This is a genomic window from Polaromonas sp. YR568 (genome assembly GCF_943369415.1).
Classification (GTDB): Bacteria; Pseudomonadota; Gammaproteobacteria; order Burkholderiales; family Burkholderiaceae_C; genus Polaromonas.
On the sequence record NZ_CALRNF020000021.1, the window covers coordinates 79,851 to 100,321 of the forward strand.

The 20,471-nt window shown below is 67.2% G+C and carries 17 protein-coding genes and 1 riboswitch; of the genes, 7 read left to right on the top strand and 10 right to left on the bottom strand.

Annotated features, from left to right (window positions below):
* Positions 1 to 627: 627 nt before the first annotated feature.
* Both recQ and ACLV74_RS14575 read right to left on the bottom strand, forming a co-directional pair.
* A complete protein-coding gene (gene recQ, locus ACLV74_RS14570; RefSeq protein ID WP_411880113.1) occupies positions 628 to 2,523 on the bottom strand; it encodes a DNA helicase RecQ in 1,896 nt (631 codons plus the stop codon).
* A 57-nt stretch (positions 2,524 to 2,580) separates the two neighbouring features.
* Entirely contained in the window at positions 2,581 to 2,973 is a 393-nt protein-coding gene (locus tag ACLV74_RS14575) for a rhodanese-like domain-containing protein (RefSeq protein WP_411880114.1), read from the bottom strand.
* 92 nt (positions 2,974 to 3,065) lie between these two features.
* On the opposite strand from ACLV74_RS14575, the gene ACLV74_RS14580 reads away from it, so the two are divergent.
* The 7 genes from ACLV74_RS14580 to ACLV74_RS14610 all read left to right on the top strand — a co-directional run bounded on the left by ACLV74_RS14580 (position 3,066) and on the right by ACLV74_RS14610 (position 13,188).
* The gene (locus ACLV74_RS14580) at positions 3,066 to 4,121 is read left to right on the top strand and encodes a hypothetical protein (protein WP_411880115.1); all 1,056 of its coding nucleotides are present in this window, start codon (positions 3,066 to 3,068) and stop codon (positions 4,119 to 4,121) included.
* A 43-nt stretch (positions 4,122 to 4,164) separates the two neighbouring features.
* Positions 4,165 to 5,211, top strand: a complete 1,047-nt coding sequence (locus ACLV74_RS14585; protein WP_411880116.1) for a homocysteine S-methyltransferase family protein — start codon at positions 4,165 to 4,167, stop codon at positions 5,209 to 5,211.
* A gap of 204 nt (positions 5,212 to 5,415) precedes the next feature.
* Positions 5,416 to 6,399 carry a Bug family tripartite tricarboxylate transporter substrate binding protein gene (locus ACLV74_RS14590; RefSeq protein ID WP_411880117.1) on the top strand — a complete coding sequence of 328 codons (984 nt, stop codon included), beginning with the start codon at positions 5,416 to 5,418 and terminating at the stop codon, positions 6,397 to 6,399.
* A gap of 186 nt (positions 6,400 to 6,585) precedes the next feature.
* A riboswitch (S-adenosyl-L-homocysteine riboswitch) is annotated at positions 6,586 to 6,681 on the top strand.
* 15 nt (positions 6,682 to 6,696) lie between these two features.
* Positions 6,697 to 9,450, top strand: coding sequence for a methionine synthase (metH, locus tag ACLV74_RS14595; protein WP_411880118.1), 2,754 nt, complete (start codon positions 6,697 to 6,699; stop codon positions 9,448 to 9,450).
* A gap of 175 nt (positions 9,451 to 9,625) precedes the next feature.
* The gene (locus tag ACLV74_RS14600) at positions 9,626 to 10,444 is read left to right on the top strand and encodes a glycine zipper 2TM domain-containing protein (protein ID WP_411880119.1); all 819 of its coding nucleotides are present in this window, start codon (positions 9,626 to 9,628) and stop codon (positions 10,442 to 10,444) included.
* Between the two features lie 142 nt (positions 10,445 to 10,586).
* Positions 10,587 to 11,804, top strand: a complete 1,218-nt coding sequence (locus ACLV74_RS14605; RefSeq protein WP_411880120.1) for a M23 family metallopeptidase — start codon at positions 10,587 to 10,589, stop codon at positions 11,802 to 11,804.
* Positions 11,805 to 11,859: 55 nt separating this feature from the next.
* A complete protein-coding gene (locus ACLV74_RS14610) occupies positions 11,860 to 13,188 on the top strand; it encodes an HdeD family acid-resistance protein (RefSeq protein WP_411880121.1) in 1,329 nt (442 codons plus the stop codon).
* Between the two features lie 12 nt (positions 13,189 to 13,200).
* On the opposite strand, the gene ACLV74_RS14615 is transcribed toward ACLV74_RS14610, so the two are convergent.
* From ACLV74_RS14615 to ACLV74_RS14650, 8 genes are all read right to left on the bottom strand, one after another.
* Entirely contained in the window at positions 13,201 to 13,998 is a 798-nt protein-coding gene (locus ACLV74_RS14615; RefSeq protein ID WP_411880122.1) for a DNA-binding transcriptional regulator, read from the bottom strand.
* A gap of 69 nt (positions 13,999 to 14,067) precedes the next feature.
* A complete protein-coding gene (locus ACLV74_RS14620; RefSeq protein ID WP_411880123.1) occupies positions 14,068 to 15,192 on the bottom strand; it encodes an ABC transporter substrate-binding protein in 1,125 nt (374 codons plus the stop codon).
* 87 nt (positions 15,193 to 15,279) lie between these two features.
* Positions 15,280 to 16,050: an HpcH/HpaI aldolase family protein gene (locus ACLV74_RS14625; RefSeq protein ID WP_411880124.1), complete on the bottom strand. Its 771-nt coding sequence runs from the start codon at positions 16,048 to 16,050 to the stop codon at positions 15,280 to 15,282.
* The gene (locus ACLV74_RS14630; protein ID WP_411880125.1) at positions 16,047 to 16,907 is read right to left on the bottom strand and encodes a hypothetical protein; all 861 of its coding nucleotides are present in this window, start codon (positions 16,905 to 16,907) and stop codon (positions 16,047 to 16,049) included. Before ACLV74_RS14630 ends, ACLV74_RS14625 begins: the two co-directional genes overlap by 4 nt.
* A 48-nt stretch (positions 16,908 to 16,955) precedes the next feature.
* Positions 16,956 to 17,399, bottom strand: coding sequence for a nuclear transport factor 2 family protein (locus ACLV74_RS14635; protein ID WP_411880126.1), 444 nt, complete (start codon positions 17,397 to 17,399; stop codon positions 16,956 to 16,958).
* 21 nt (positions 17,400 to 17,420) lie between these two features.
* Complete coding sequence (locus ACLV74_RS14640; RefSeq protein ID WP_411880127.1) at positions 17,421 to 18,317, bottom strand: amidohydrolase family protein; 897 nt, start codon at positions 18,315 to 18,317, stop codon at positions 17,421 to 17,423.
* A 137-nt stretch (positions 18,318 to 18,454) separates the two neighbouring features.
* Positions 18,455 to 19,411 (bottom strand): Bug family tripartite tricarboxylate transporter substrate binding protein, encoded by a 957-nt coding sequence (locus ACLV74_RS14645; protein WP_411880128.1) that lies wholly within the window; start codon positions 19,409 to 19,411, stop codon positions 18,455 to 18,457.
* A gap of 94 nt (positions 19,412 to 19,505) precedes the next feature.
* Positions 19,506 to 20,471 (bottom strand): ABC transporter substrate-binding protein (locus tag ACLV74_RS14650; protein WP_411880129.1); only part of this gene is annotated, 966 nt, incomplete at its 5' end.

The window sequence follows — 20,471 nt, forward strand, 5'->3', positions numbered from 1 at the left end:
TTTTTAGCGATTTTGATCACGGGATTCTCCAGTCAGTGAAACTTTTGTGGTGCAGCACGATGCGTGCCAGCGTCGAAATGCTAACCCAAGCATTGCGCGCCCCAAGGGGGTGCAATCGCCTATTCGCTCGGGATAAACCCTTGCGAAAAATGCGTCATGAGCTTAAGAACCTGTTCACGGTCTAAACGGGGCCGCGCAAGCCCCGTCTCGGGATGGGATGCTAGGCGCGGCGCGCCGCCCATAGCATCGCTATGGGCCAGCGCCGCAACACCGCAGACCGCCCGAGAAGGCGCTTGCCCTCCGGGTTGGGATGAAATCGGGCGATTGAGCCACCCGGTCCCCTGCATGGGCATTAGCCCATGCGGCGTGCCCGGTCGGCCCACTCATCCCGATTGCATCCCAACGCGGCCCCGTTTAGACCGTGAACAGGTTCTAAGGACATGTACGTATGCCGGCCTTGCATGGATGCAGCGGCGTCGCCAAAAAATCGGCCGTGCGGGAACATGGTGGCGCCGGTTGGGTCGCCCCAAAACCGGGCGCTTGATGCCCCCGGAACAGACACACCTGCGCCAAACCCATGCGGTTTTTCAGCGGGCCAAGGGAAAACCCTTGCCCACTAAAGCGAGCCTAGCTTGTCGCCGCGCACACCCGCAGCACCTCGGCGCCGTAGGCTTCCCGCTTCTTGACGCCTATGCCGCTGATGCCGTCCAGGTCGTCCAGGCTTTGCGGCGCGCGTTCCGCGATCGCGCGCAGCGTCGCGTCGTGGAAGATCACGAAAGCCGGCAGGTTGTGCTCGCGCGCGACTTCGGCGCGCCAGGCTTTGAGGCGCGCCAGGCGTTCCAGCGCGCCGGCGTTGAGCGCGGCTTCGGCCAGGCCCTTGACCGAGGTCTTGGTCACGCGCTTGCCGCGGCCGCCGGCCTTGGCGCCCGCAGCGGCCTGCTCGCGCAGCACCACGCTGACTTCGCCCTTGAGCACCTGGCGCGCGTCGGGCAGCAGCTGCAGCGTGCTGAAGGCCTCGGCGTCCACGCGCACCATGTTGCGCGCGATCAGCTGGCGCAGCACGCCGCGCCACTGCGCTTCGGCTAAATCCGCGCCTATGCCGAAGGTGCTGAGCTTGTCGTGCCCGTACTGCGTCATCTTCTCGGTGGTCTTGCCGCGCAGGATGTCCATGATGTGGCCGGCGCCGAAGCTGATGCCGCTGGCCTGCTGCACGCGGTAGATGCAGCTGAGCATCTTGCGCGCGGCCTCGGTGGCGTCCCACACGGCGGGAGGGTTCAGGCAGTTGTCGCAGTTGCCGCAGGGCTGGCTGTCCTCGCCGAAGTAGCCCAGCAGGCTGACGCGGCGGCAGCGCGTGTCCTCGGCCAGCGTCAGCAGCGCGTCGAGCTTGCCGCGCATCACCTGCTTGAAGTCCTCGCTGGCGGCCTCGCTGGTGTCTATCATGCGGCGCTGGTTCACCACGTCCTGCAGGCCGTAGGCCATCCAGGCGTCGGCGCTCTGGCCGTCGCGGCCCGCGCGGCCCGTTTCCTGGTAATAGCCTTCGATGTTCTTGGGCATGTCCAGGTGGGCGACGAAACGCACATCGGGTTTGTCGATGCCCATGCCGAAGGCGATGGTCGCTACCATGACAATGCCGTCCTCGCGCAGGAAGCGGTCCTGCCGCTGCTGGCGCAGGGCCGAATCAAGCCCCGCGTGGTAGGCCAGCGCCTTCAGGCCCGCGTCCTGCAGCATGCCGGCGATCTCTTCCACGCGCTTGCGCGACTGGCAGTAGACGATGCCGGCCTCGCCCTCGTGCTCGGTTTCAATGAAGCGCAGCAGCTGGCGCGTCGGGTCGGTCTTCTCGACGATGGTGTAGCGGATGTTGGGCCGGTCGAAGCTGCTGACGAACTGGCGCGCGTCCTCCAGCTTGAGGCGTTCGATCATGTCCTGGCGCGTCAGCGCGTCGGCCGTGGCCGTCAGCGCCATGCGCGGCACGTCGGGGAAGGTCTCGTGCAGCAGGCTCAGAGAGCGGTATTCCGGCCGGAAGTCATGGCCCCACTGGCTCACGCAGTGCGCCTCGTCGATGGCGAACAGGCTCAGCAGCCCGCGCTCGTGCAGCGAGGCCAGCAGGCCCTTCATGCGCGGCGTGTTGATGCGCTCGGGCGCGGCGTACAGCAGCGTCAGCTCGTTGCGCAGCAGCTGCTTTTCAAGCTGGCTGCTTTCGTCGAAGCTCTGCGTGGAGTTGAGGAAAGCCGCCGACACGCCGGCCTCGTGCAGCGCGCCCACCTGGTCGTGCATCAGCGCAATCAGCGGCGAGATCACGATGGTCACGCCGTGGCCGGCCTGCTGCCGCACGATGGCCGGGATCTGGTAGCACAGCGACTTGCCGCCGCCCGTGGGCATCAGCACCAGCGCGTCGCCGCCGCGCACCACGTGGTCCACGATGGCTTCCTGCGGGCCCCGGAAGCTGTCGTAACCGAAGACTTCGGCCAGCACATGCAGCGGGGTGGAGGCGGAGGAAGGGGTAGTGACGGGGAGTGAGGACAAGGTCGGAATAGGAATTGATGCGGTGAAAGCTGTCGCCGGACGCGGGAATGGCGAAGGCTACATCTGCTCCCAGGGCAGGCCGTCAAAGCGCCAGCCCGAGAGCGAGGAACGCCGGAACTGCTCGTCGAGCTCACCCTCGAAGCCGTGCACCACATGCTGCACGTCGCTGAAGCCGGCCGCTTCCAGCGCCTTGCCCGCGTCCAGCGTACGCTTGCCGGAGCGGCAGATCAGCAGCACCGGCTGCGCCTTGCTGGCGGCCTCGCGCGCCACGGCGTCGGCGAACTTCTGCGCGTCGGGCTGCAGGTCGGGGTACTCGTACCAGGGCACGTTGACCACGCCCGGCGGTCGGCCCACGTACAGCGACTCGATTTCCATGCGCACGTCCACGAACAGGGCGTCGGGGTGAGCCTGCAGCCAGGACCAGGCTTCTTTGGGTTGAAAATTTTTCATGATGGTGAACCCTCGTATTGTCGGCGAAAGAGGGGCGGCTTCACCGGCGGGCAGGCAGAATGCCGCATCCGGAAAATAACAGGGACAAATTCATGAAAAGGCCAAAAAGGATTGCAAGGTGTGTGGCCGCCTGCCTGGCTGTGTGGTGCATGGCGGCGGACAGCCATGCATTCGACACGCCGCCGCAGATGGAGCCCAAGCGGCGGCAGCTGTTCGAAATGATGCAGTTCACGCCTGCGTTCCGCGAACATGGCATTGCCCACGCTCAGGCCCTGCAGGTGGCGAAAGAGATTTTCCGGCGGTTCGGAATGCTGAATCGCTGTCCAGTCGCATTCACCTCTGTAGACGGAATGCTTTCCCCCAAATACCGCCAGGCCGTTGAGCAAACAGCGGCGAAAACCCGGACACTCGTGACCGGCGCGAACCAGGAGAACTTTGCCTATCTGGCAGGCGCCCCGATGTGGGCGTTTGACCAGCTGTCGGAACAGGAGGTCGACGGCTTCCTGGCGATCAGGGCTGCCGAAGGGGCGACCGAAGCCTTTGCATCCCTTGCGCGAGCCACATTCCTTCAGCAATTTCATCTGATCAGCTCCGACATTGAAGCGGGGATGGCCGAGCCCGCTTCAGTGATCTGGCTGAAAGACTATTTCCGGCGGGAAGGCGCACTGGACCGCCTGGAAGCTCTCGTCGACGAGCTGGTGCCCGCAGCGTCGGTAAATTTCAGGCGGGCCGGCAATTTCAGCGACCACACGCCGGCAGATGCGCAATGGCTTCGTGCGCTCGCGCTCCAGATCAGGTACGCAGCGCCGCAGCTGGCCGAGCGGCTTTTTGCGCAGGAGACGCCCGGTACCCGGCTCATGGTGGCAACCATCCAGGCTCAGCGCCCCTTTGTGTTGCTGGCCAGTGCGGAGGAGCATGAAGCCGCCGGCATGAAGTTCCAGCTCAGGGTGATGGCCGCACTGCAGCTGGTGCGGCCCGATCCCTCATCGCCCCTGGACAGCGCCATCGAGCGGCAGGCGCCGGCAGGCGTGGCCGGGGCTTATCCCGAAGCGCCGGGCTTTCTCGACGGCGTGATCATGCCGATGGGCCCGCGCCAGATGGTCGGTGACCTGGGTTACAAGCTATGCGGCGCAACGCCGCCCCAATGACCATGCCGAAAGGCAGGCTAGGCATGGTTGGTAAAATCATGGCATGAAGCCGATCATCTACACCCGCGGGCAGCAACTGCCGGCCATCCTGGAACAACGCATCGCCATCCTTGACGGCGCCATGGGCACCATGATCCAGCGCTTCAAGCTCAACGAGGCCCAGTACCGCGGCGAACGCTTCAAGGACTTCCACAAGGACGTCAAGGGCAACAACGAGTTGCTGAGCCTCACGCGGCCCGACGTGATCCAGGACATCCATGAAGGCTACCTGGCCGCGGGCGCCGACATGATTGAAACCAACACCTTCGGCGCGACCACGGTGGCGCAGGGCGACTACGACATGGCCGACCTGGCCGTGGAGATGAATTACGAGTCGGCCCGCATCGCGCGCGCCGCCTGCGACAAGTTCTCCACGCCGGACAAGCCGCGCTTTGTGGTCGGCGCCCTGGGCCCCACGCCCAAGACGGCCAGCATCAGCCCCGACGTGAACGACCCCGGCGCGCGCAACACCAGCTTTGAGGAGCTGCGCAAGGCCTATTACGAGCAGACCGAGGCCCTGGTCAAGGGCGGCAGCGACGTGCTGCTGGTCGAGACCATCTTCGACACGCTCAACGCCAAGGCGGCGCTGTTCGCCATCGACGAGTACTTCGACAACTCCGGCGAGCGCCTGCCCCTGATTATCAGCGGCACCGTGACCGACGCCTCGGGCCGCATCCTGAGCGGGCAGACCGTGACCGCCTTCTGGCACAGCGTGCGCCACGCCGCGCCGCTGGCCATAGGCCTGAACTGCGCGCTGGGCGCCACCCTGATGCGCCCCTACATCCAGGAGCTGGCCCGCGTGGCCGGCGACACCTTCATCAGCTGCTACCCCAATGCCGGCCTGCCCAACCCCATGAGCGACACCGGTTTTGACGAGACGCCCGACGTCACCTCGCGCCTGCTGCGCGAGTTCGCCGACGAGGGCCTGGTCAACATCGTGGGCGGCTGCTGCGGCACCACGCCCGACCACATAGGCGCCATCGCCCACGCCGTGGCCCCGGTCGCCGCGCGTTCGCGCCAGCGCGGCGCTTTCTACAAGGAAGCGGCCTGAACTCCCGTTAAGCCAAGGGGCTTAACCGTGGGCGCCAACATCCCAAAGCGCTTAAGCGCTAAGTGTTCACGCGGCCGGCGCCTGGTGAAATACCCGGCGGCGCGTCACATTTAACGGCTATAGTCAGGCCCGTTTTTCCATCATCCGGCACCGCGTCTGCGGCCGCCTCGTGGCTGAACACTCACATCAATAACAAAGGAAATCATGAACGTGCGTTCATTCATCAAGCTCGCCGCGGTAGTTGCCGTGGCTACCGCGGCCCTGGCCGCCCAGGCGCAACTGGTGCCGCAAAAGCCGGTCACCCTCATCGTCCCTTACCCCGCCGGCGGCCCGCTGGACAATGCCGCCCACATCCTGGCCGCCCAGCTGCGGCCCCTGCTCAAGACCGAAGTGATCGTCGACAACCGCCCCGGCTCGGGCGGCAACGTGGGCGCGGCTTTGGTCGCCAAGGCCCCGGCCGACGGCCACACGCTGGTGATGGGCGCGGTGGCCACCCATGCCATCAATCCCTGGCTCTACCCCAACATGCCCTATGACGCGCTGAAGGACTTCACGCCCATCACGCTGGTGGCCCGTGTGCCCAATGTGCTGGTCATGAACGCCGAGACCGCCAAGCGCCTGAACATCAAGGACACCAAGGACCTGATCGCCTACGCGCGCAAGAACCCCGGACGCCTGACCTACGCCTCGGGCGGCAACGGCAGCGCCGGCCATCTCGCCGGCGAGCTGTTCAAAAGCCTGGCCAAAATCAGCGTGGTGCACCTGCCTTCCAGCGGCTCGGCCCAGGCGCAGGCCGGCCTGCTGAGCGGCCAGGCCGATCTGCTGTTCGACAACCTGGCGTCGGCCAGCGCCAACATCAAGTCGGGCAAGCTGGTGGCTTTCGGCGTGACCACCATCAACCGCTCCAGCAGCTTCACGGAAATCCCGACCATCAACGACGTGCTGCCGGGCTTTCACATCAGCACGTGGTTCGGCATCTTCGGCCCCGCCAACCTGCCCAAGGCCACCACGGACCAGTTGCAAAAGGCCTTCGCCGCCGCGCTCAACACGCCCGAGACGGCCGAAAAGTTCGCACGCATGAGCGCCACCCCCAGCCCCATGACTTCTGCGGATTTTGCTTATATGGTCATGAAGGAACATGCTGACTACGGCCGCCTGATCAAGGTCGCCAAGATCAAGCTGGACTAAGCGCCACTCAAAAAGCCCTCCTGGCGTTGTTGCAGCCGCCTTGCCGTGCTGGTGCACTGTCTGCGGCGTCGCGCCTAGCCAGGACCGCTTCGCTGGGCTTTGTGAGTGGCTCCGGCAGACACCCCGATTCCCCGGGCATTTGTCGCGGGGAATGGCACAGGACGCTTTCAGCCCTTAAAATAGCGGCAACCCAAGGAGCGTTGCAGCGGACCTTAGCGTCCGTCAGGCTTGGGTTACGGGCGGCCCTTTCGGCGCGGCCTGCTGCAACGACGCTCACCTTGGCCATAAGGTGAGTCCGTGTCCCAAATCGAAAATTCCGTCTCCGTTCCCCCCATGAAGCTGTCCGGCCTGGAGCCGGTCGCCATTGGCGCGGGCACCCTGTTCGTCAACATCGGCGAGCGTACCAACGTCACCGGCTCCAAGGCCTTCGCCCGCATGATCCTGAACGGCGAGTACGAGCAGGCCCTGGCGGTCGCCCGCCAGCAGGTGGAAAACGGCGCGCAGATCATCGACATCAACATGGACGAGGCCATGCTGGACAGCCAGGCCGCCATGGTGCGATTCCTGAACCTGATCGCCAGCGAACCCGACATCGCCCGCGTGCCCATCATGATCGACAGCTCCAAATGGAGCGTCATCGAGGCCGGCCTGCGATGCATCCAGGGCAAGGGCATCGTCAATTCGATCTCGATGAAGGAGGGCCTGGAGCCCTTCAAGCAGCAGGCCAAGCTGCTCAAGCGCTACGGCGCGGCGGCCGTGGTCATGGCCTTCGACGAAAAAGGCCAGGCCGACACCTACGAGCGTAAGGTCGAGATCTGCGAGCGTGCCTACCGCGTGCTGGTCGACGAGCTCGGCTTTCCGCCCGAAGACATCATCTTCGACCCCAACATCTTCGCGATCGCCACCGGCATCGAGGAGCACAACAACTACGCGGTCGACTTCATCAACGCCACGCGCTGGATCAAGCAGAACCTGCCCGGCGCCAAGGTCTCGGGCGGCGTGTCCAACGTGTCCTTCAGCTTTCGCGGCAACGACCCGGTGCGCGAGGCCATCCACACCGTGTTCCTGTACCACGCGATCCAGGCCGGCATGGACATGGGCATCGTCAACGCCGGCATGGTCGGCGTCTATGACGACCTGGACCCGGTGCTGCGCGAACGCGTGGAAGACGTGGTGCTCAATCGCCAGCCGGTCTACAAGCCCGGCGAGGCCGAGCTCACGCCCAGCGAACGCCTGATCGAAGTCGCCGAAACCGCGAAGAGCGGCGCCAAGGACGACAGCAAGCGCAACGAATGGCGCGCCTTGCCGGTGCGCCAGCGCCTGTCGCACGCGCTGGTCCACGGCATGAACGAACACATCGTGCCCGACACCGAAGAGGTCTACCAGCAGATCCTGGCCGAAGGCGGCCGGCCGCTGCACGTCATCGAAGGCCCGCTGATGGACGGCATGAACATCGTCGGCGACCTGTTCGGCCAGGGCAAGATGTTCCTGCCCCAGGTGGTCAAGAGCGCGCGCGTGATGAAGCAGGCGGTAGCCCACCTGCTGCCCTACATCGAAGCCGAAAAGCTGCTGCTCGAAGCGGCCGGCGGCGACGTCAAGACCAAGGGCAAGATCATCATCGCCACCGTCAAGGGCGACGTGCACGACATCGGCAAGAACATCGTCACGGTGGTCCTGCAGTGCAACAACTTCGAAGTCGTCAACATGGGCGTGATGGTGCCCTGCCATGAGATCCTCGCGCGCGCCAAGGTCGAGGGCGCCGACATCGTCGGGCTGTCCGGCCTGATCACGCCCAGCCTGGAAGAGATGCAGTACGTCGCCGCCGAGATGCAGAAGGACGACCACTTCCGCATCAAAAAAATCCCGCTGCTGATAGGCGGCGCCACCACCAGCCGGGTGCACACGGCCGTCAAGATTTCGCCGCACTACGAAGGCCCGGTGGTCTATGTGCCTGACGCGTCCCGCAGCGTCAGCGTGGCGCAAAGCCTGCTGTCCGACCAGGCCGCCAAATACATCGAAGACCTGTACACCGACTACGACAAGGTGCGCACCCAGCACGCCAACAAAAAGCAGGTGCCCATGTGGCCGCTGGCCAAGGCGCGCGCCAACGCCACGCCCATGGACTGGGCCGGCTACACGCCTCCCGTACCCAAGTTCATCGGCCGGCGCGTGTTCAAGAATTTCGACCTGGCCGAACTCGCGCAGTACATTGACTGGGGCCCCTTCTTCCAGACCTGGGACCTGGCCGGCCCTTTCCCGGCCATCCTCAAGGACGAGGTCGTGGGCACCGAGGCCGTGCGTGTGTACGCCGACGCGCAGCGCATGCTCAAGCGCCTCATCGAAGGCCGCTGGCTCACCGCCAACGGCGTGATGGCGCTGTACCCCGCCAACAGCGTGGGCGACGACATCGAGATCTACACCGACGAGACGCGCAGCCAAGTCGCCATGACCTGGTACGGCCTGCGCCAGCAGACCGAAAAAACCGCGATCGAGGGCGTGATGCGGCCCAGCCGCTGCCTGGCCGACTTCGTGGCGCCCAAGGGCATTGCCGACTACATCGGCGTCTTCGCCGTGACCGCCGGCATAGGCGCCGAGAAGAAAGAGAAATACTTCCTCGACGACCACGATGACTACTCGTCCATCATGCTCAAGGCCCTGGCCGACCGCCTGGCCGAGGCCTTCGCCGAAAGCCTGCACCAGCGCGTGCGCAAGGACTTGTGGGGCTACGTGCCCGCCGAGTCGCTGGACAGCGAAGCGCTGATCGCCGAAAAGTACCAGGGCATACGCCCCGCGCCGGGCTACCCGGCCTGCCCGGACCACAGCGTGAAGAAAGAGATGTTCGAACTGCTCAAGGCCGAAGACATCGGCATGGCGCTGACCGAGAGCCTGGCCATGACGCCGGCCGCCAGCGTCAGCGGCTTTTACCTGAGCCACCCGCAAAGCACTTACTTCAACGTCGGCAAGATAGGTGACGACCAGCTGCAGGACCTGGCACAGCGGCGCGGGCTGAAGGCCGATGAGTTGCAGCGTCTGCTGGCCCCCAATCTCTAGGCTGCGCGCCGGCCGTTTTCAATCGTGTTTACCGCAGCTTTGCCGGAAAACAAGCCGCGTTTACATAAATACACCGTTGCCTGCAAAAGCGTGTTTACCTTCGCGGCATGGGAAACGTTGAACAGGCACTGCGCAACGTTGCGCCAGCGATTTGATTTCACCTGAGGGAATTACCATGAACACATCCACCGAAACGCTCCAGCCCGGCCAGCAGGCCTCGTCGGCCAGCAAACCCTTGTGGGCCGCCGTCGGCATCCTGGGCGTCGCTGTCCTGGCCATGGGCGGCACCATGATTTACCAGATGCGCAACCCGGCTGTTGCCACGCCGGTGGCGCTCGCGGCCCCGCAGGCCGCAGCCCCGGTGGCGCCGCCGCCGCCCGTGGCCGCAGCCGCCACCGCGGCCGACGACCTGGCTGAAAAGCCCGCCGCGGCCCCCGCCAAACCCGCGCCCGTGCCCGCCAAAAAAGTCGCCAAGCCCACGCCCAAGCCGGCGCCCGCGCCAAGCTATGCCGGCGTTTCACCCGCACCCGGCGCCTATCCCGCACCCGCCTATCCTGCGCCGGTTCCCGTCGTTTCGATCTGCCATGTGTGCGGCTCCATCGAGTCGGTCACGCCGGTTGAGCGTTCCACCAAACCCGCCGGTGTCGGCATCGGCACCGTGGCCGGTGGCGTGCTGGGCGCCGTGCTCGGCAACCAGGTCGGCCATGGCGGCGGCCGCACCGCGGCCACCATCCTGGGCGCGGTGGGCGGCGGTTTTGCCGGCAACGCGATTGAAGGCCAGGTGCGCAAGGAAACGGTTTACCAGGTCGGCGTGCGCATGGAAGACGGCTCGCAGCGCCTCGTCGAAGTGGCCCGGCCCCCCAGCGTGGGCAGCCGCGTGACGGTGGAAGGCAATGTGCTGCGCACCAATGACGGCGCGACCTACGGCCCCAAGCCACCGCCCGCGCCCGTCGCCGCCCAGCCCGCGCCTTCGCCTTATTACGGCGGCCACTGACCCGGTAGCCTTTACCGATCAAAAACCCCGCAACGCCGCCCCGGCATTGCGGGGTTTTTGCTTTGCGCGAGCCCGTGACGGGTCGATGCCATCCCGCAGGCTTGGCGCTATGATGACCCGGCCCAATCACAAGGAGGATCGCATGCGGCACTTTCTTCTGGTTCTTCTGGCCCCGCTCACTTTTTTTGCCGGCGCTCAAGCCCTTGCGGCCGGCCCCAGGGCCGGCCTCGACAATCTGGACTTCGCCGGCGCGCGCGACCAGCACACCCCCGTCCTGCTCAGCGCCGCTTCGCGCCCCGTGCCTTTTCGCGGCGCCGACGGCCGCGTGCACATCGACTATGAACTACAGGTGACCAATGCGCGCGCCGTGCCCGCCAGGCTGGTGTCGCTCGAAGTGCTGGACGGCGGCTCCGGCAAGGTGCTGGCCACGGTGTCCGGCGATGAGGTCGCCCGCACTTTCTCCCTGTTGGGCGGCACCGCCACCGAGAGCGTGGACGCATCGCAAACCGGCTTTTTCTGGATCGACGTGGTGCTCGAGCCCGGCCAGCCTCTGCCCAAAACCCTGTCGCACCGCGTGGTGACCGCCGGCTCCGAAGTCAGGCTCACGGCCGCCGTCAAACCCGCGAACGAAGGCATTGTGCAGACAACACAAACCGGCGGCAGCGTGGCCCTGAGCGCGCGGCCGGCGCTGCTGATAGGCCCGCCGCTGGAAGGCCCGGGCTGGGTGGCTTTCAACGGCTGCTGCAAGGAAGCCCCGCACCGGCGCGCCGGCATTCCCGTGAACGGCAATTTTTACGTGGGCCAGCGCTTCGCGATCGACTGGATCAAGCTGGACGCCAACGCGCAGCAAAGCAACGGCGACAGCAACAAGAACGAAAACTGGCCCACCTACGGGCAAAAAGCCATCGCCGTGGCGGACGCCAAAGTGGTCTCCGTGCTCGACGGCCTGCCCGAGCGCGTGCCCAACGCCTTGCCGCCCGACACCACCATGCAGAACGCCACGGGCAACCACGTGATCCTGGACCTGGGGCGCGGCTACTACGCGTTTTATGCGCACCTGCAGCCGGGCTCGCTCAAGGTGCGCGCCGGCGACCGCGTCAGGCGCGGCCAGGTGCTGGCGCTGCTCGGCAACTCGGGCAACACCACCGCGCCGCACCTGCATTTCCATGTGTCCGATGGCATGGCCCCGCTGTCGTCACAGGGCCTGCCCTACGTCATCGATTCGTTCATCGTCAAAGGCGTCGCTGTCGACGCGACCGAGCAGGGCAAGGTGATCGTGAAGCCGCTGCCCCAACAAGGCCCGCAGCGCGCCGCCTTGCCGCTGGATGCCTACGTCGTCGATTTCCCCTCCTTGAAATAAAGCCCGGCCGCGCCGCGCCGGGGCCGGCGGCGCGTGCCGATGAAGCAGAAGAAATATGTTCAGACTTGCGTTGATTCTTTTCGGTGGCGATGCGCTGGTCAAGCGCTGGAAAATCTTCATGGCGGCGGGTGTGTTGACCGCCCTCTTCGGTGCGATGTTGCTGATCGACCTGGTCGACGGCGTGGCCGACGTCGCCACCTGGGTACTGGGCGCGGTGCTGCTGGCCCAGGGCATCGCCGAGATGGTGGTGGGCGCCACCCACACGCAGGTGCGGCGCCGCTTCGAGATACTGCGCGGCGCGGCCATGGTGGTGTTCGCCTGCCTGGTGCTGGATTTCCCCTGGGACAATTCGATCGCCGCCGCCATCCTGTTCGCCGGTGCCTTCACCTTCAACGGCCTGGTCCGCATCGCCTCCAGCTGGCTGATCCGCTATCCGAGCTGGCGCAAGTCCAACCTCATGGGCTGGGGCTACCTGCTCATGGCCTTGCTGCTGCTGACCGACTGGCCAGTTCCCTCCAGCATGAACGTGTCCCTGTGCACCGGCCTGGCGCTGCTCGCGGGCGGCTACATCCTGATGCGCGGCGCCTGGCGGCTCAGGCGCCTGCCGCGCGGCTCCCGGCTCGCGGCCGTCGAACTTTACAGCGGCACCCGCGTGCTGCAGCCCGATGCGGCGCCGCCCAGCGCCGCGGTGCTGGCCGCCAACGCCGCCGCCGGCCACATGGTGGTGCACGTCTGGACGGCGGTCGATGCGGTCGAAGGCGACCAGGACCGCATACGCCTTCCGCTGATCGAGCGCTACATCGCCTCCATGACCAAAAAAGGCCGCGTCTCCACCGGCCACGTGGCGCTGGAATGCGAAGACGGCCTCTACATCAGCCACCACCCGCGGGTGCGCCTGGCCATCACGCAGGCCAACCTGGTCGAGCACCTGCGCGCCACCTCCGGCAACGACCACCCGGGCGTGTGGCTGCCCGGTTATGCCGAGGAAGCCGCGGCGACCCGGCCGTCCACGCACAAGATTCTTTTTCGCGTCTACAACCGCGCCTACCTGCAGGCCTTCTGGGACGCCTACCGCCAGGACGACACCTATAACCTCACTTCCCGCAACTGCTCCGTCGTGGTGACGCAGGCCGTGGACGCGGCCATGGAAGGCGTGTTCGCCGGCAAGCCGTTCTGGCGCACCCTGCTGCGGCTGGCCCTGCACCCCGACGTGTGGATGGCCGGCGGCGCCCGCGTGCGCGCCGAGGCCATGGCCTGGACGCCGGGGCTGGCGCTCGACTACGTGAGCGCGATCAGGCGCATCACCCACCCGCGCCACGACCTCAAGGTGCACCTTTCGCGCTGGTGGAAAACGCGCAAGGCGCGCAAAGCGCGCGCGAACTGAAGCCCCAGGCTCCTAGCCGCCGCCTTCCGGCTGCCCCGGGCCGGCCGGCTCGGACAGCGCCGCCTTCGCCGCCGCGGCGACCTCCTGCAACGGAGCCAGGTAGCGCTTGACCGCCTCCTCGTCGCTCATGGTCGAGCTGAACCAGGTCACGCCCACGCTGGCCACCACGCGGTGCGCATCAAAGACCGGCAGCGCCAGGGTGTTGGACACCGGCCGCACTTTCGGATCGCGCAAGGCATAACCCTGGCGGCGTATGAGTTCCAGCGTCGCATCCAGCGAGGCGCGGTTTTGTGCCGCGATGTTCTCCGGGTTGTCGGCCACGTCGAGCAGGGAGATCAGCGCCTCGCGCTCTTCGTCTTCGCAAAACGCGAGGTAGGCCCGCCCCAGCGCGCGTGTCAGCAGGCCCAGGCGCATGTCGATGCTGGAGTGCAGCAGCGCCAGCGGTGAATTGGGAATGGTGCTGTAACGAATCACTGCCGCGCCCTCGTCCGGCACCGCCAGCGCGGCCGGCCACTTGATGGCCTGGGTCAGCGCGTCCAGCAGCGGCGCCACCACCTCGACGATGCGCGGCTCGCTGTGGTAGCCGCTGGCCAGCATCCGGACTTTCGAGGTCAGCAAATAGCCGCCGGCCTTGGGCGCGCGCCGCACGTAGCCCAGGCCCTCCAGCGTCTGCAGCAGGCGCACCAGCGAGGGCTTGGGGACGTTTGTCTCAGCGTGCAACTGGGCAATGCTGCTGACCGGGTGGCGGTTCAGGCATTCGAGCAACTGCACCGCGCGCACCACGGCTTCGACGGGGGGGAAAGAGGCCATGCCCGCATTCTCGTCCATGGGCGGAGGGAGCCGCCACAGGGAGTACCCGTCTCGGGCCCGGAGCGGCTCTTACTGGCGGATCTTGCCCGTGCCGCTGATGATGCTCAGCTCCACAAACTTCGAGCCCGTTCGGCTGCCCGGTTTGTAGCCCACCACATAGCCGCCCATGTCGAAGCGGTCCATCGCGTCCAGGGTTCGGGCCATGCCTTCACGGGTGGGCTTGGCGCCCTGGCGGCGCACTGCCTCGACGATGACCTTGGCGGTGATGTAGCCCTCCATCATGGCGTAGCTCATGGGCACTTCGAGGGTCTTCTTCGCGGCGGCGGCCTCCTGGAATTCCTTGCTCAGCCGGTTGGCGATCTTGTAGGGGTTGGGCGTGACCTGGGCGATGGACACGCCCTGCATCTGTTCTTCGGCCAGCCGCTTGGTCAGCTGCTCGATGTCCACGCCGGAGTGGGCAAACAGCTGCGCGCCGGCGCGGCCGTAGTTTTCAATAAAGCCCGCGGCGGCGGCGCCCGTGGAGACCATGAAGATGGCTTGCGGCGCGGCGGTGGTCATCGTCTCGACGGCCTTGGCCACCTGCGAGGTGCGGGCCGGGTAGCTGGCTTTCGCGACCAGCGTGAGGCCGGCTTTTTTGGCGGCGGCTTCGGCGGCCGCCAGCAGCGCGGCCGCGCCCGGGCCCTCTTCATAAAAAAGGCCTATGCGCTTGATGCCCACGGTGGCCACGTGCTCGACGAAGCGGTCGAGCTCGTCCTGCAGCCCGGCGCGCACGTTGTAGAGGTAAGGGGTGTCGGGGCGTATCTGCGTGACGCGGTAGCCGATGAGCGCGATCTGGTTTTTCTCCAGCACGCCCGAGGCTGCCAGGTCTTCGATGTTGCTGTTGCCGAAGTAGCCCGCCAGCACCATGGGGTTGTCTTCGGCCAGCACCTTGCGGGTGAGCGCGACGGTCTCCGTCGGCAGGCCGCCGTCGTCCTTGCGGACCAGCGAGAAGGTGTGGCCGTTGACGCCGCCGCCCTTGTTGACGGCGTCGAAATACAGCTGCATGCCGGTGCCGTAGGCGCGGCCCTGGTTGGCTTCCAGGCCCGACATGGCGCAGACCTCGCCGACCACGACCTGCACCGCATGGGCCAGGGGCGCGGCGAGAGAGGCGAAGGCCAGGACGGCGGCGGGAAAGATGGCGTGAATGTTTTTCATGCGGGTCTCCTCAGGTTGTTGTTCGTCTGCCGGCCGTCGCATGCCGATGCGCGTCCTGCCGGTGTTGCTCCCAGCCGGCATGCTAACTCACGGAACGGCAGTCTGTCTGGCACCAAACGCGTCAATGGCGCCTTTGCGCAACAGTCCCTGGTCGGTGCCCACGACAAACCATTCGGCGCCGCGGGCGGCATAGCGCTCGCGCTCGGCCATGTTGCCGACCGCGATGGCGACCATCTTGCCGGCCGCTTTGGTCACCGCGATGATGTGGTCCACCGCGCGCTCCACCGCGGGCTCGGCCGTGTTGTCGAAACCCATGGACAGCGCCAGGTCGGCCCGGCCTATGAACAGCGCGTCGACCCCTTCGGCGGCGGCGATGGCCTCGGCCTCCTCGACCGCCCGGGCGCTTTCGATCTGGCACAGCAGCATGGCGCCGTCGCCCTGGGCCAGCGCCTGCTTCATGCTCAGGCTGCCATAGCCCGCCGAGCGCGGCGAGCTTGAAAAGCCGCGCTGCCCGCCGCGAAAACGCACCCTGGCCACCAGCGCGCGCGCCTGCTCCGCCGTGTCCACGTGCGGCACCACCAGGCCCGCGGCGCCCAGGTCCAGGGCGGACAGCAGCGTGGCCGCCTCGCTGTCGGGAACCCGCACCGCGACCGGCAGCCCGCTGGCGCGGCCCGCCAGCACCATCAGGTCGATGTCGCGGCGGTCGAAAGGCGCGTGCTCCGCGTCGACCACCACAAAATCCAGCTGCGACATCGCGAGAATTTCAATCACGTGCGCTGAAGCCGTCTTCACAAAGGTACCCACGTGGCTGGTGCCCGGCGCCGGGCGCACCAGGCGCGTGTGTGCATTGACCGTCATGCCGCGGCCGTTTCAGGCGCCGCGTAGTCGCCGGAATTGGCCACCCAGCCCTTGGCGATGAAGTCCGCGCGCGGCGGCGAGAACACGTCGATCAACAGGTGCCGGCCCGGGCCCACACCTTCGCTGGTGTGGATGGTGTGCACCGGCACGACCATCAGCGAGGGCGAGCCCAGCCGCGCGTGCTGGTCGTCCTGCCAGGCATCCGCGTCCGGGCCCCATTCCACCCGCAGGTGGTGCACGAAGTCGCCGGCCAGCGCCAGCGAGCCCTGCTCGAACGAGGTGTGCGAATGCGGGCTCAGCGCATGACGGTCGCGCGGACCTTCGTATTCGACCCAGTTGATGGACAGCGTCGCGGTCTGCAGCATCTTCAGGCGCGGCTTGTCCTTGGGGGCCGCGATCGAGTCGATGGAAAAAATGCGCACTTCAGCGGCATTGCGCAGCGCGCGCCAGGGCGGCCCCACGGGCGCGATGCGCGGGTCGGGCTCGGCATAGGCGGTCTCGTTGAGCGCGCCGGCCGCAACACCTTCGCGCAACGACGACAGCACCACGCAGGTCGCACCGGGCCGCAGGTCGAGTTGCCAGGCGCCCGGCGGCAGTATGCAGATGGAGCGGGCCGGCGCCTCGGCATCCGTCCCGGCGCCCGCAATGCCCACGGGCGCATCGAGCACGATGAGCAGGGCCTCGTCGGCCGATTCAGACGCGGCGCTGCTGCCGGCCGGCCCGGCCTGGTGCCAGGCGACGGCGAAATTCTGCGCGCGGCCCGTCCACTGCCGGGCGACCGTGGGCGTTGCGCCTGGAGGCTGGGCCAGGTCCAGCAGGCTGGGCGGGCGGGCCGCGGTGGGGGAGAGGGTTTCCATGGGATTGCTTTCAGGGGGTTGGCGAAGCCGGTGGTGCGACGGCGGCTGTCAGCCCGTGGTCGGGGTGCTGCTCTTGAACACGGCCTTGATGGTGCGCGACACGTAACGCCAGCGGCCGTCGGCGCCGCGCCGGCAGACGTCGTGCACGTCGGCGATCATGATGGCCGGCTCCGAAGGCAGCACCGGCTCGCCGTCAGCCGCGTGCAGCAGCAAAATCCAGTCGCCCGTGGCGTTGTCCGCGTCGTGCACGACCACGCGCTGGTTGGTGATGACGTGGCGCGCGGTGCGGGCTTTTGGGCGCGCCTGCCGGCCCTGGTAATACGCGAGGATGGCGACGCGGCCGCTGCGCTGTTGCAGGCTGGTGGTGAACACGCCGTCCTCGACGAAGAACTCATGCGCCCGCACGCCTTTTTGCCGGTCCACCTCGTACCAGTACTCGGCGTTCAGCGCCGCGACCTCGGTGGCTATGTTCAGTTTTTCCTGGGGTGTCATATGCGAGTGGAAGAGGTGTGATTAAAAGGATGTGGAAGAGGCGGCGGCCACCGGCGTAAAACCGAACAGCCGCGCCGGGTTGTCGCTGAGGACTTTGCGGCGGTCCGCCTCCGAGGGAAGCCAGCGCTCAAGCGCCGCCAGCAGCGTCGCGTGGTCCATGCGCTCCTTCGCGTGCAGGTAAGGCCAGTCGGAACCCCAGACGCAGCGCTCCAGCGTGAAGGCGTCCATCAGCGCCGCCACATAAGGGTCGGCGTCCTCGTAAGGAAAACCCTCCGAAAAACGGAACACGCCGGACAGCTTCACCACCGCCTGGCCGCCGCGCCCCAGTTCCAGCAAGGCCTTGAAACCCGGCTGGTCCAGCCCCGCGTTCAGGTCCGGGCGCCCGCAGTGGTCGACCACGATGGGCAGGCCCGCGCGCTGCAGTACCGCAAGCGCATCGACGAGGGTGTCGCCCTCGTAGTGCACCTGCGCGAACCAGCCGTGGTCGCGCGCGAGCCGCAGCGTGCGCTGCGCGCCGGACGCCGTCAGCGCCGGGCTGGACGGGAAGTTGAGGTTAAAGCGCAGCCCGATCACTCCCGCGTCCGCCATGCGCGTGAACTCCTGTTCCGGCGTGCCGTGCGCCACCACGGCCACACCCTTGAACTTGCCGGGAAAGCGCGCCAGCGTGCGCATCAGCGCGCCGTTGTCGGTGCCGTAGCCGCCCAGCGGGTTGACGAGCAGGCCGTGCGTGAAGCCGTGCGCGGCCAGCACGCAGGCGAACTGGTCGGCCGTGCCGACCTCGCAGGCCAGCGCATCGAAGCCGCGCGTGCCGTGAAAGGGGTGGTGCTTCAGGTCGTACACATGGGCATGGCAGTCGACACGCAGGGGCTTTGCGGCGCTGGAGGCTTGGGGCGGGCGTGTCAGGGTCTGGGACTGCATGGAGGGTTCAAGGCGGGCATGGGCTGGACGATAGGGGCGGCACCTGGCGGCGGCAAGGCGCTTGTGGGGAGATTTCGCTGCGCGAAAAGATGTGAAAAAAGTGCGAGGCCGGGGCCTGGGCGAACGGCGGCAGGCCCTCAGCTTTTGACCGTCGCCACCAAGGGCCCGAAGCGTGCGCTCTCTTCGGCAAGCACACGCGTCAGCACCTCGGCCGGCAGCACGTCCACCCGGGTGCGCGTCGCTTCCAGGGCCTGGCGGAAGGCCGGGTCCGTCGCCGCATCGGCCAGCACCGAGGCGAGCCTGGCCGCGACGGGCGCGGGCGTGCCCCTGGGCGCGTAAAAGGCAAAGTGGGTGGACACGTCCAGGTCTATGCCGGCCTCGGCCAGGCTGGGCACGTCGGGCGCCAGCGGGAAGCGGTCCTTGCTCACCACCACGACGGCGTTCACCGTGCCCGCCTCCACCTGCGGCATCACGGTGCTGGGCGCGCCTATCAGCGCGTCGACGTGCCCGCCCAGCAGCGACTGCATGGCCGTGGCGACGCCGGAGAAAGGAATGTGCGTCACGCTGCTGCCGAGCGTGCGCGCCAGCGCCTCCATGCCCAGGTGCGGCGCGGAGCCGAAGCCCGGCGAGCCGTAGCTGAGCGCGCCGGGACGGCTCTTGATGAAGTCGACCAGCCCGCGCAGGTCGCGTATCGGCGAACCCTTCTTTGTCGCGATGAGGTAAGGGATGGTCACCAGGTTGAGCAGCGGCACGAAGTCCGCCGCCACCGGCGCGCCCGCCTGCAGCCGCGGCGCGATGGTCAGCGCGCCCGAGCCGCAGAACAGCAGGGTGTAGCCGTCGGGCGCCGCGCGCTTGACCTTGGCCGCACCCACCGTGCCGCCGGCGCCGACGAGCGACTCGATCACCAGTTTCACGCCATGCTTCTTCTCCAGCGCCGGCTGCAGCGGGCGGATATAGCTGTCGGCCCCGCCGGCCGCATAAGGCACGATGACCTGGATGGGCCGCGCGGGAAACACGTCGGCGGCCAGCGCTTCGCGCCAGCCCAAGGGCAGGGCCGCGCCCGCGGCCGCGAGGGCAAAACTTCGTCTCCTCATGGGATGCTCCTGTTCAATCTGTTCGGGAGGGCGCGGGGCCGGCCGGTTGATAAATCAATTGGCCGCCAGTCCACGCCGGGTGTTTGCGCGCGGATCAGGCGCGAAGTGCTTCGTCGAGGACCGAGGTGTCGATCAAGGTCGCCAGCTGGCCGCGTCCGCGCGGCGCGCGGCCCGTCTCGCGCGCGACCCACACTTCTTCCTCCACCAGCACGTCGAGCAGGTTGCCCAGCAAGGTGCCGGGGTAGGTGTGGTGCGGCCACGAGCGTTCGACCGACTGCAGATCAAGGCGCGCCGCGCGCGCCACCAGCGGCCAGGCCTCGCGCGGGTCGCGCCGCAGCTGCTCCGATGCCACGATCAGCGACTTGACGAAGGCCACGATCCTGGGGCGCAGCGCACGGTCGGCCAGGTTGGCCTGCGTGCTGTAGAGGCTGAACTGCTCGCGGTAGCTGGCCGCGTCGAAGAACTCGACGGCGTCCTTGCCCAGCGCGTCCTTGCAGCGCTGCATCTCGGGTTCCCAGATCGTCACGGCATCGATCTCGCCCGCGAGCAGCGCCTGCCGCATGGCCGCCAGCGGCTTGCTGGTGCCCGAGACGAAGGGAACGATGCTCACGTCCTTCTCGCCGACGCCGGCGGTGGCCAGCATGCGCATCAGGTAGTAGGCCGACGAGGTGCGGGGCATGGTGCCTATGCGCTTGCCGCGCAGGTCGGCCAGCGTGTTGATGCCGGCCGACCTGCGCCCCACGATGCGGTACACGCCTTCGGCCACGGTGAAGATGATGCGCAGGTCCGGGTTCGCGAGCGAATAGCGCAGGCCCTGCGTTTCGGAGTTGGTGGCCACGTGCGAGCGGCCTTCGGCCTTCAGGTTGGGCAGGTCGCCGTCCTTGCCGTAGAGGCTCAGGATGCCGCCCTGCACGACCACCAGCTTGTTGCCGGCATCGCGGCGCTCGGCCGCCAGCAGCACGGGGGCGAACTCCAGCGTGTCCAGGTTGCCGTAGACGCGCAGCGCGGCCGGGTCTGCCGGTGCAGTGCCTGCGCCGCGTTGCGCCACCGCGCAGCCGCT

Coding starts and splice junctions, on each gene's coding strand:
- ACLV74_RS14575 (WP_411880114.1), bottom strand. CDS start 2,973: ATGAAAAATTTTCAACCCAAAGAAGCCTGGTCCTGGCTGCAGGCTCAC.
- ACLV74_RS14580 (WP_411880115.1), top strand. CDS start 3,066: ATGAAAAGGCCAAAAAGGATTGCAAGGTGTGTGGCCGCCTGCCTGGCT.
- ACLV74_RS14585 (WP_411880116.1), top strand. CDS start 4,165: ATGAAGCCGATCATCTACACCCGCGGGCAGCAACTGCCGGCCATCCTG.
- ACLV74_RS14590 (WP_411880117.1), top strand. CDS start 5,416: ATGAACGTGCGTTCATTCATCAAGCTCGCCGCGGTAGTTGCCGTGGCT.
- ACLV74_RS14600 (WP_411880119.1), top strand. CDS start 9,626: ATGAACACATCCACCGAAACGCTCCAGCCCGGCCAGCAGGCCTCGTCG.
- ACLV74_RS14605 (WP_411880120.1), top strand. CDS start 10,587: ATGCGGCACTTTCTTCTGGTTCTTCTGGCCCCGCTCACTTTTTTTGCC.
- ACLV74_RS14610 (WP_411880121.1), top strand. CDS start 11,860: ATGTTCAGACTTGCGTTGATTCTTTTCGGTGGCGATGCGCTGGTCAAG.
- ACLV74_RS14615 (WP_411880122.1), bottom strand. CDS start 13,998: ATGGCCTCTTTCCCCCCCGTCGAAGCCGTGGTGCGCGCGGTGCAGTTG.
- ACLV74_RS14620 (WP_411880123.1), bottom strand. CDS start 15,192: ATGAAAAACATTCACGCCATCTTTCCCGCCGCCGTCCTGGCCTTCGCC.
- ACLV74_RS14625 (WP_411880124.1), bottom strand. CDS start 16,050: ATGACGGTCAATGCACACACGCGCCTGGTGCGCCCGGCGCCGGGCACC.
- ACLV74_RS14630 (WP_411880125.1), bottom strand. CDS start 16,907: ATGGAAACCCTCTCCCCCACCGCGGCCCGCCCGCCCAGCCTGCTGGAC.
- ACLV74_RS14635 (WP_411880126.1), bottom strand. CDS start 17,399: ATGACACCCCAGGAAAAACTGAACATAGCCACCGAGGTCGCGGCGCTG.
- ACLV74_RS14640 (WP_411880127.1), bottom strand. CDS start 18,317: ATGCAGTCCCAGACCCTGACACGCCCGCCCCAAGCCTCCAGCGCCGCA.
- ACLV74_RS14645 (WP_411880128.1), bottom strand. CDS start 19,411: ATGAGGAGACGAAGTTTTGCCCTCGCGGCCGCGGGCGCGGCCCTGCCC.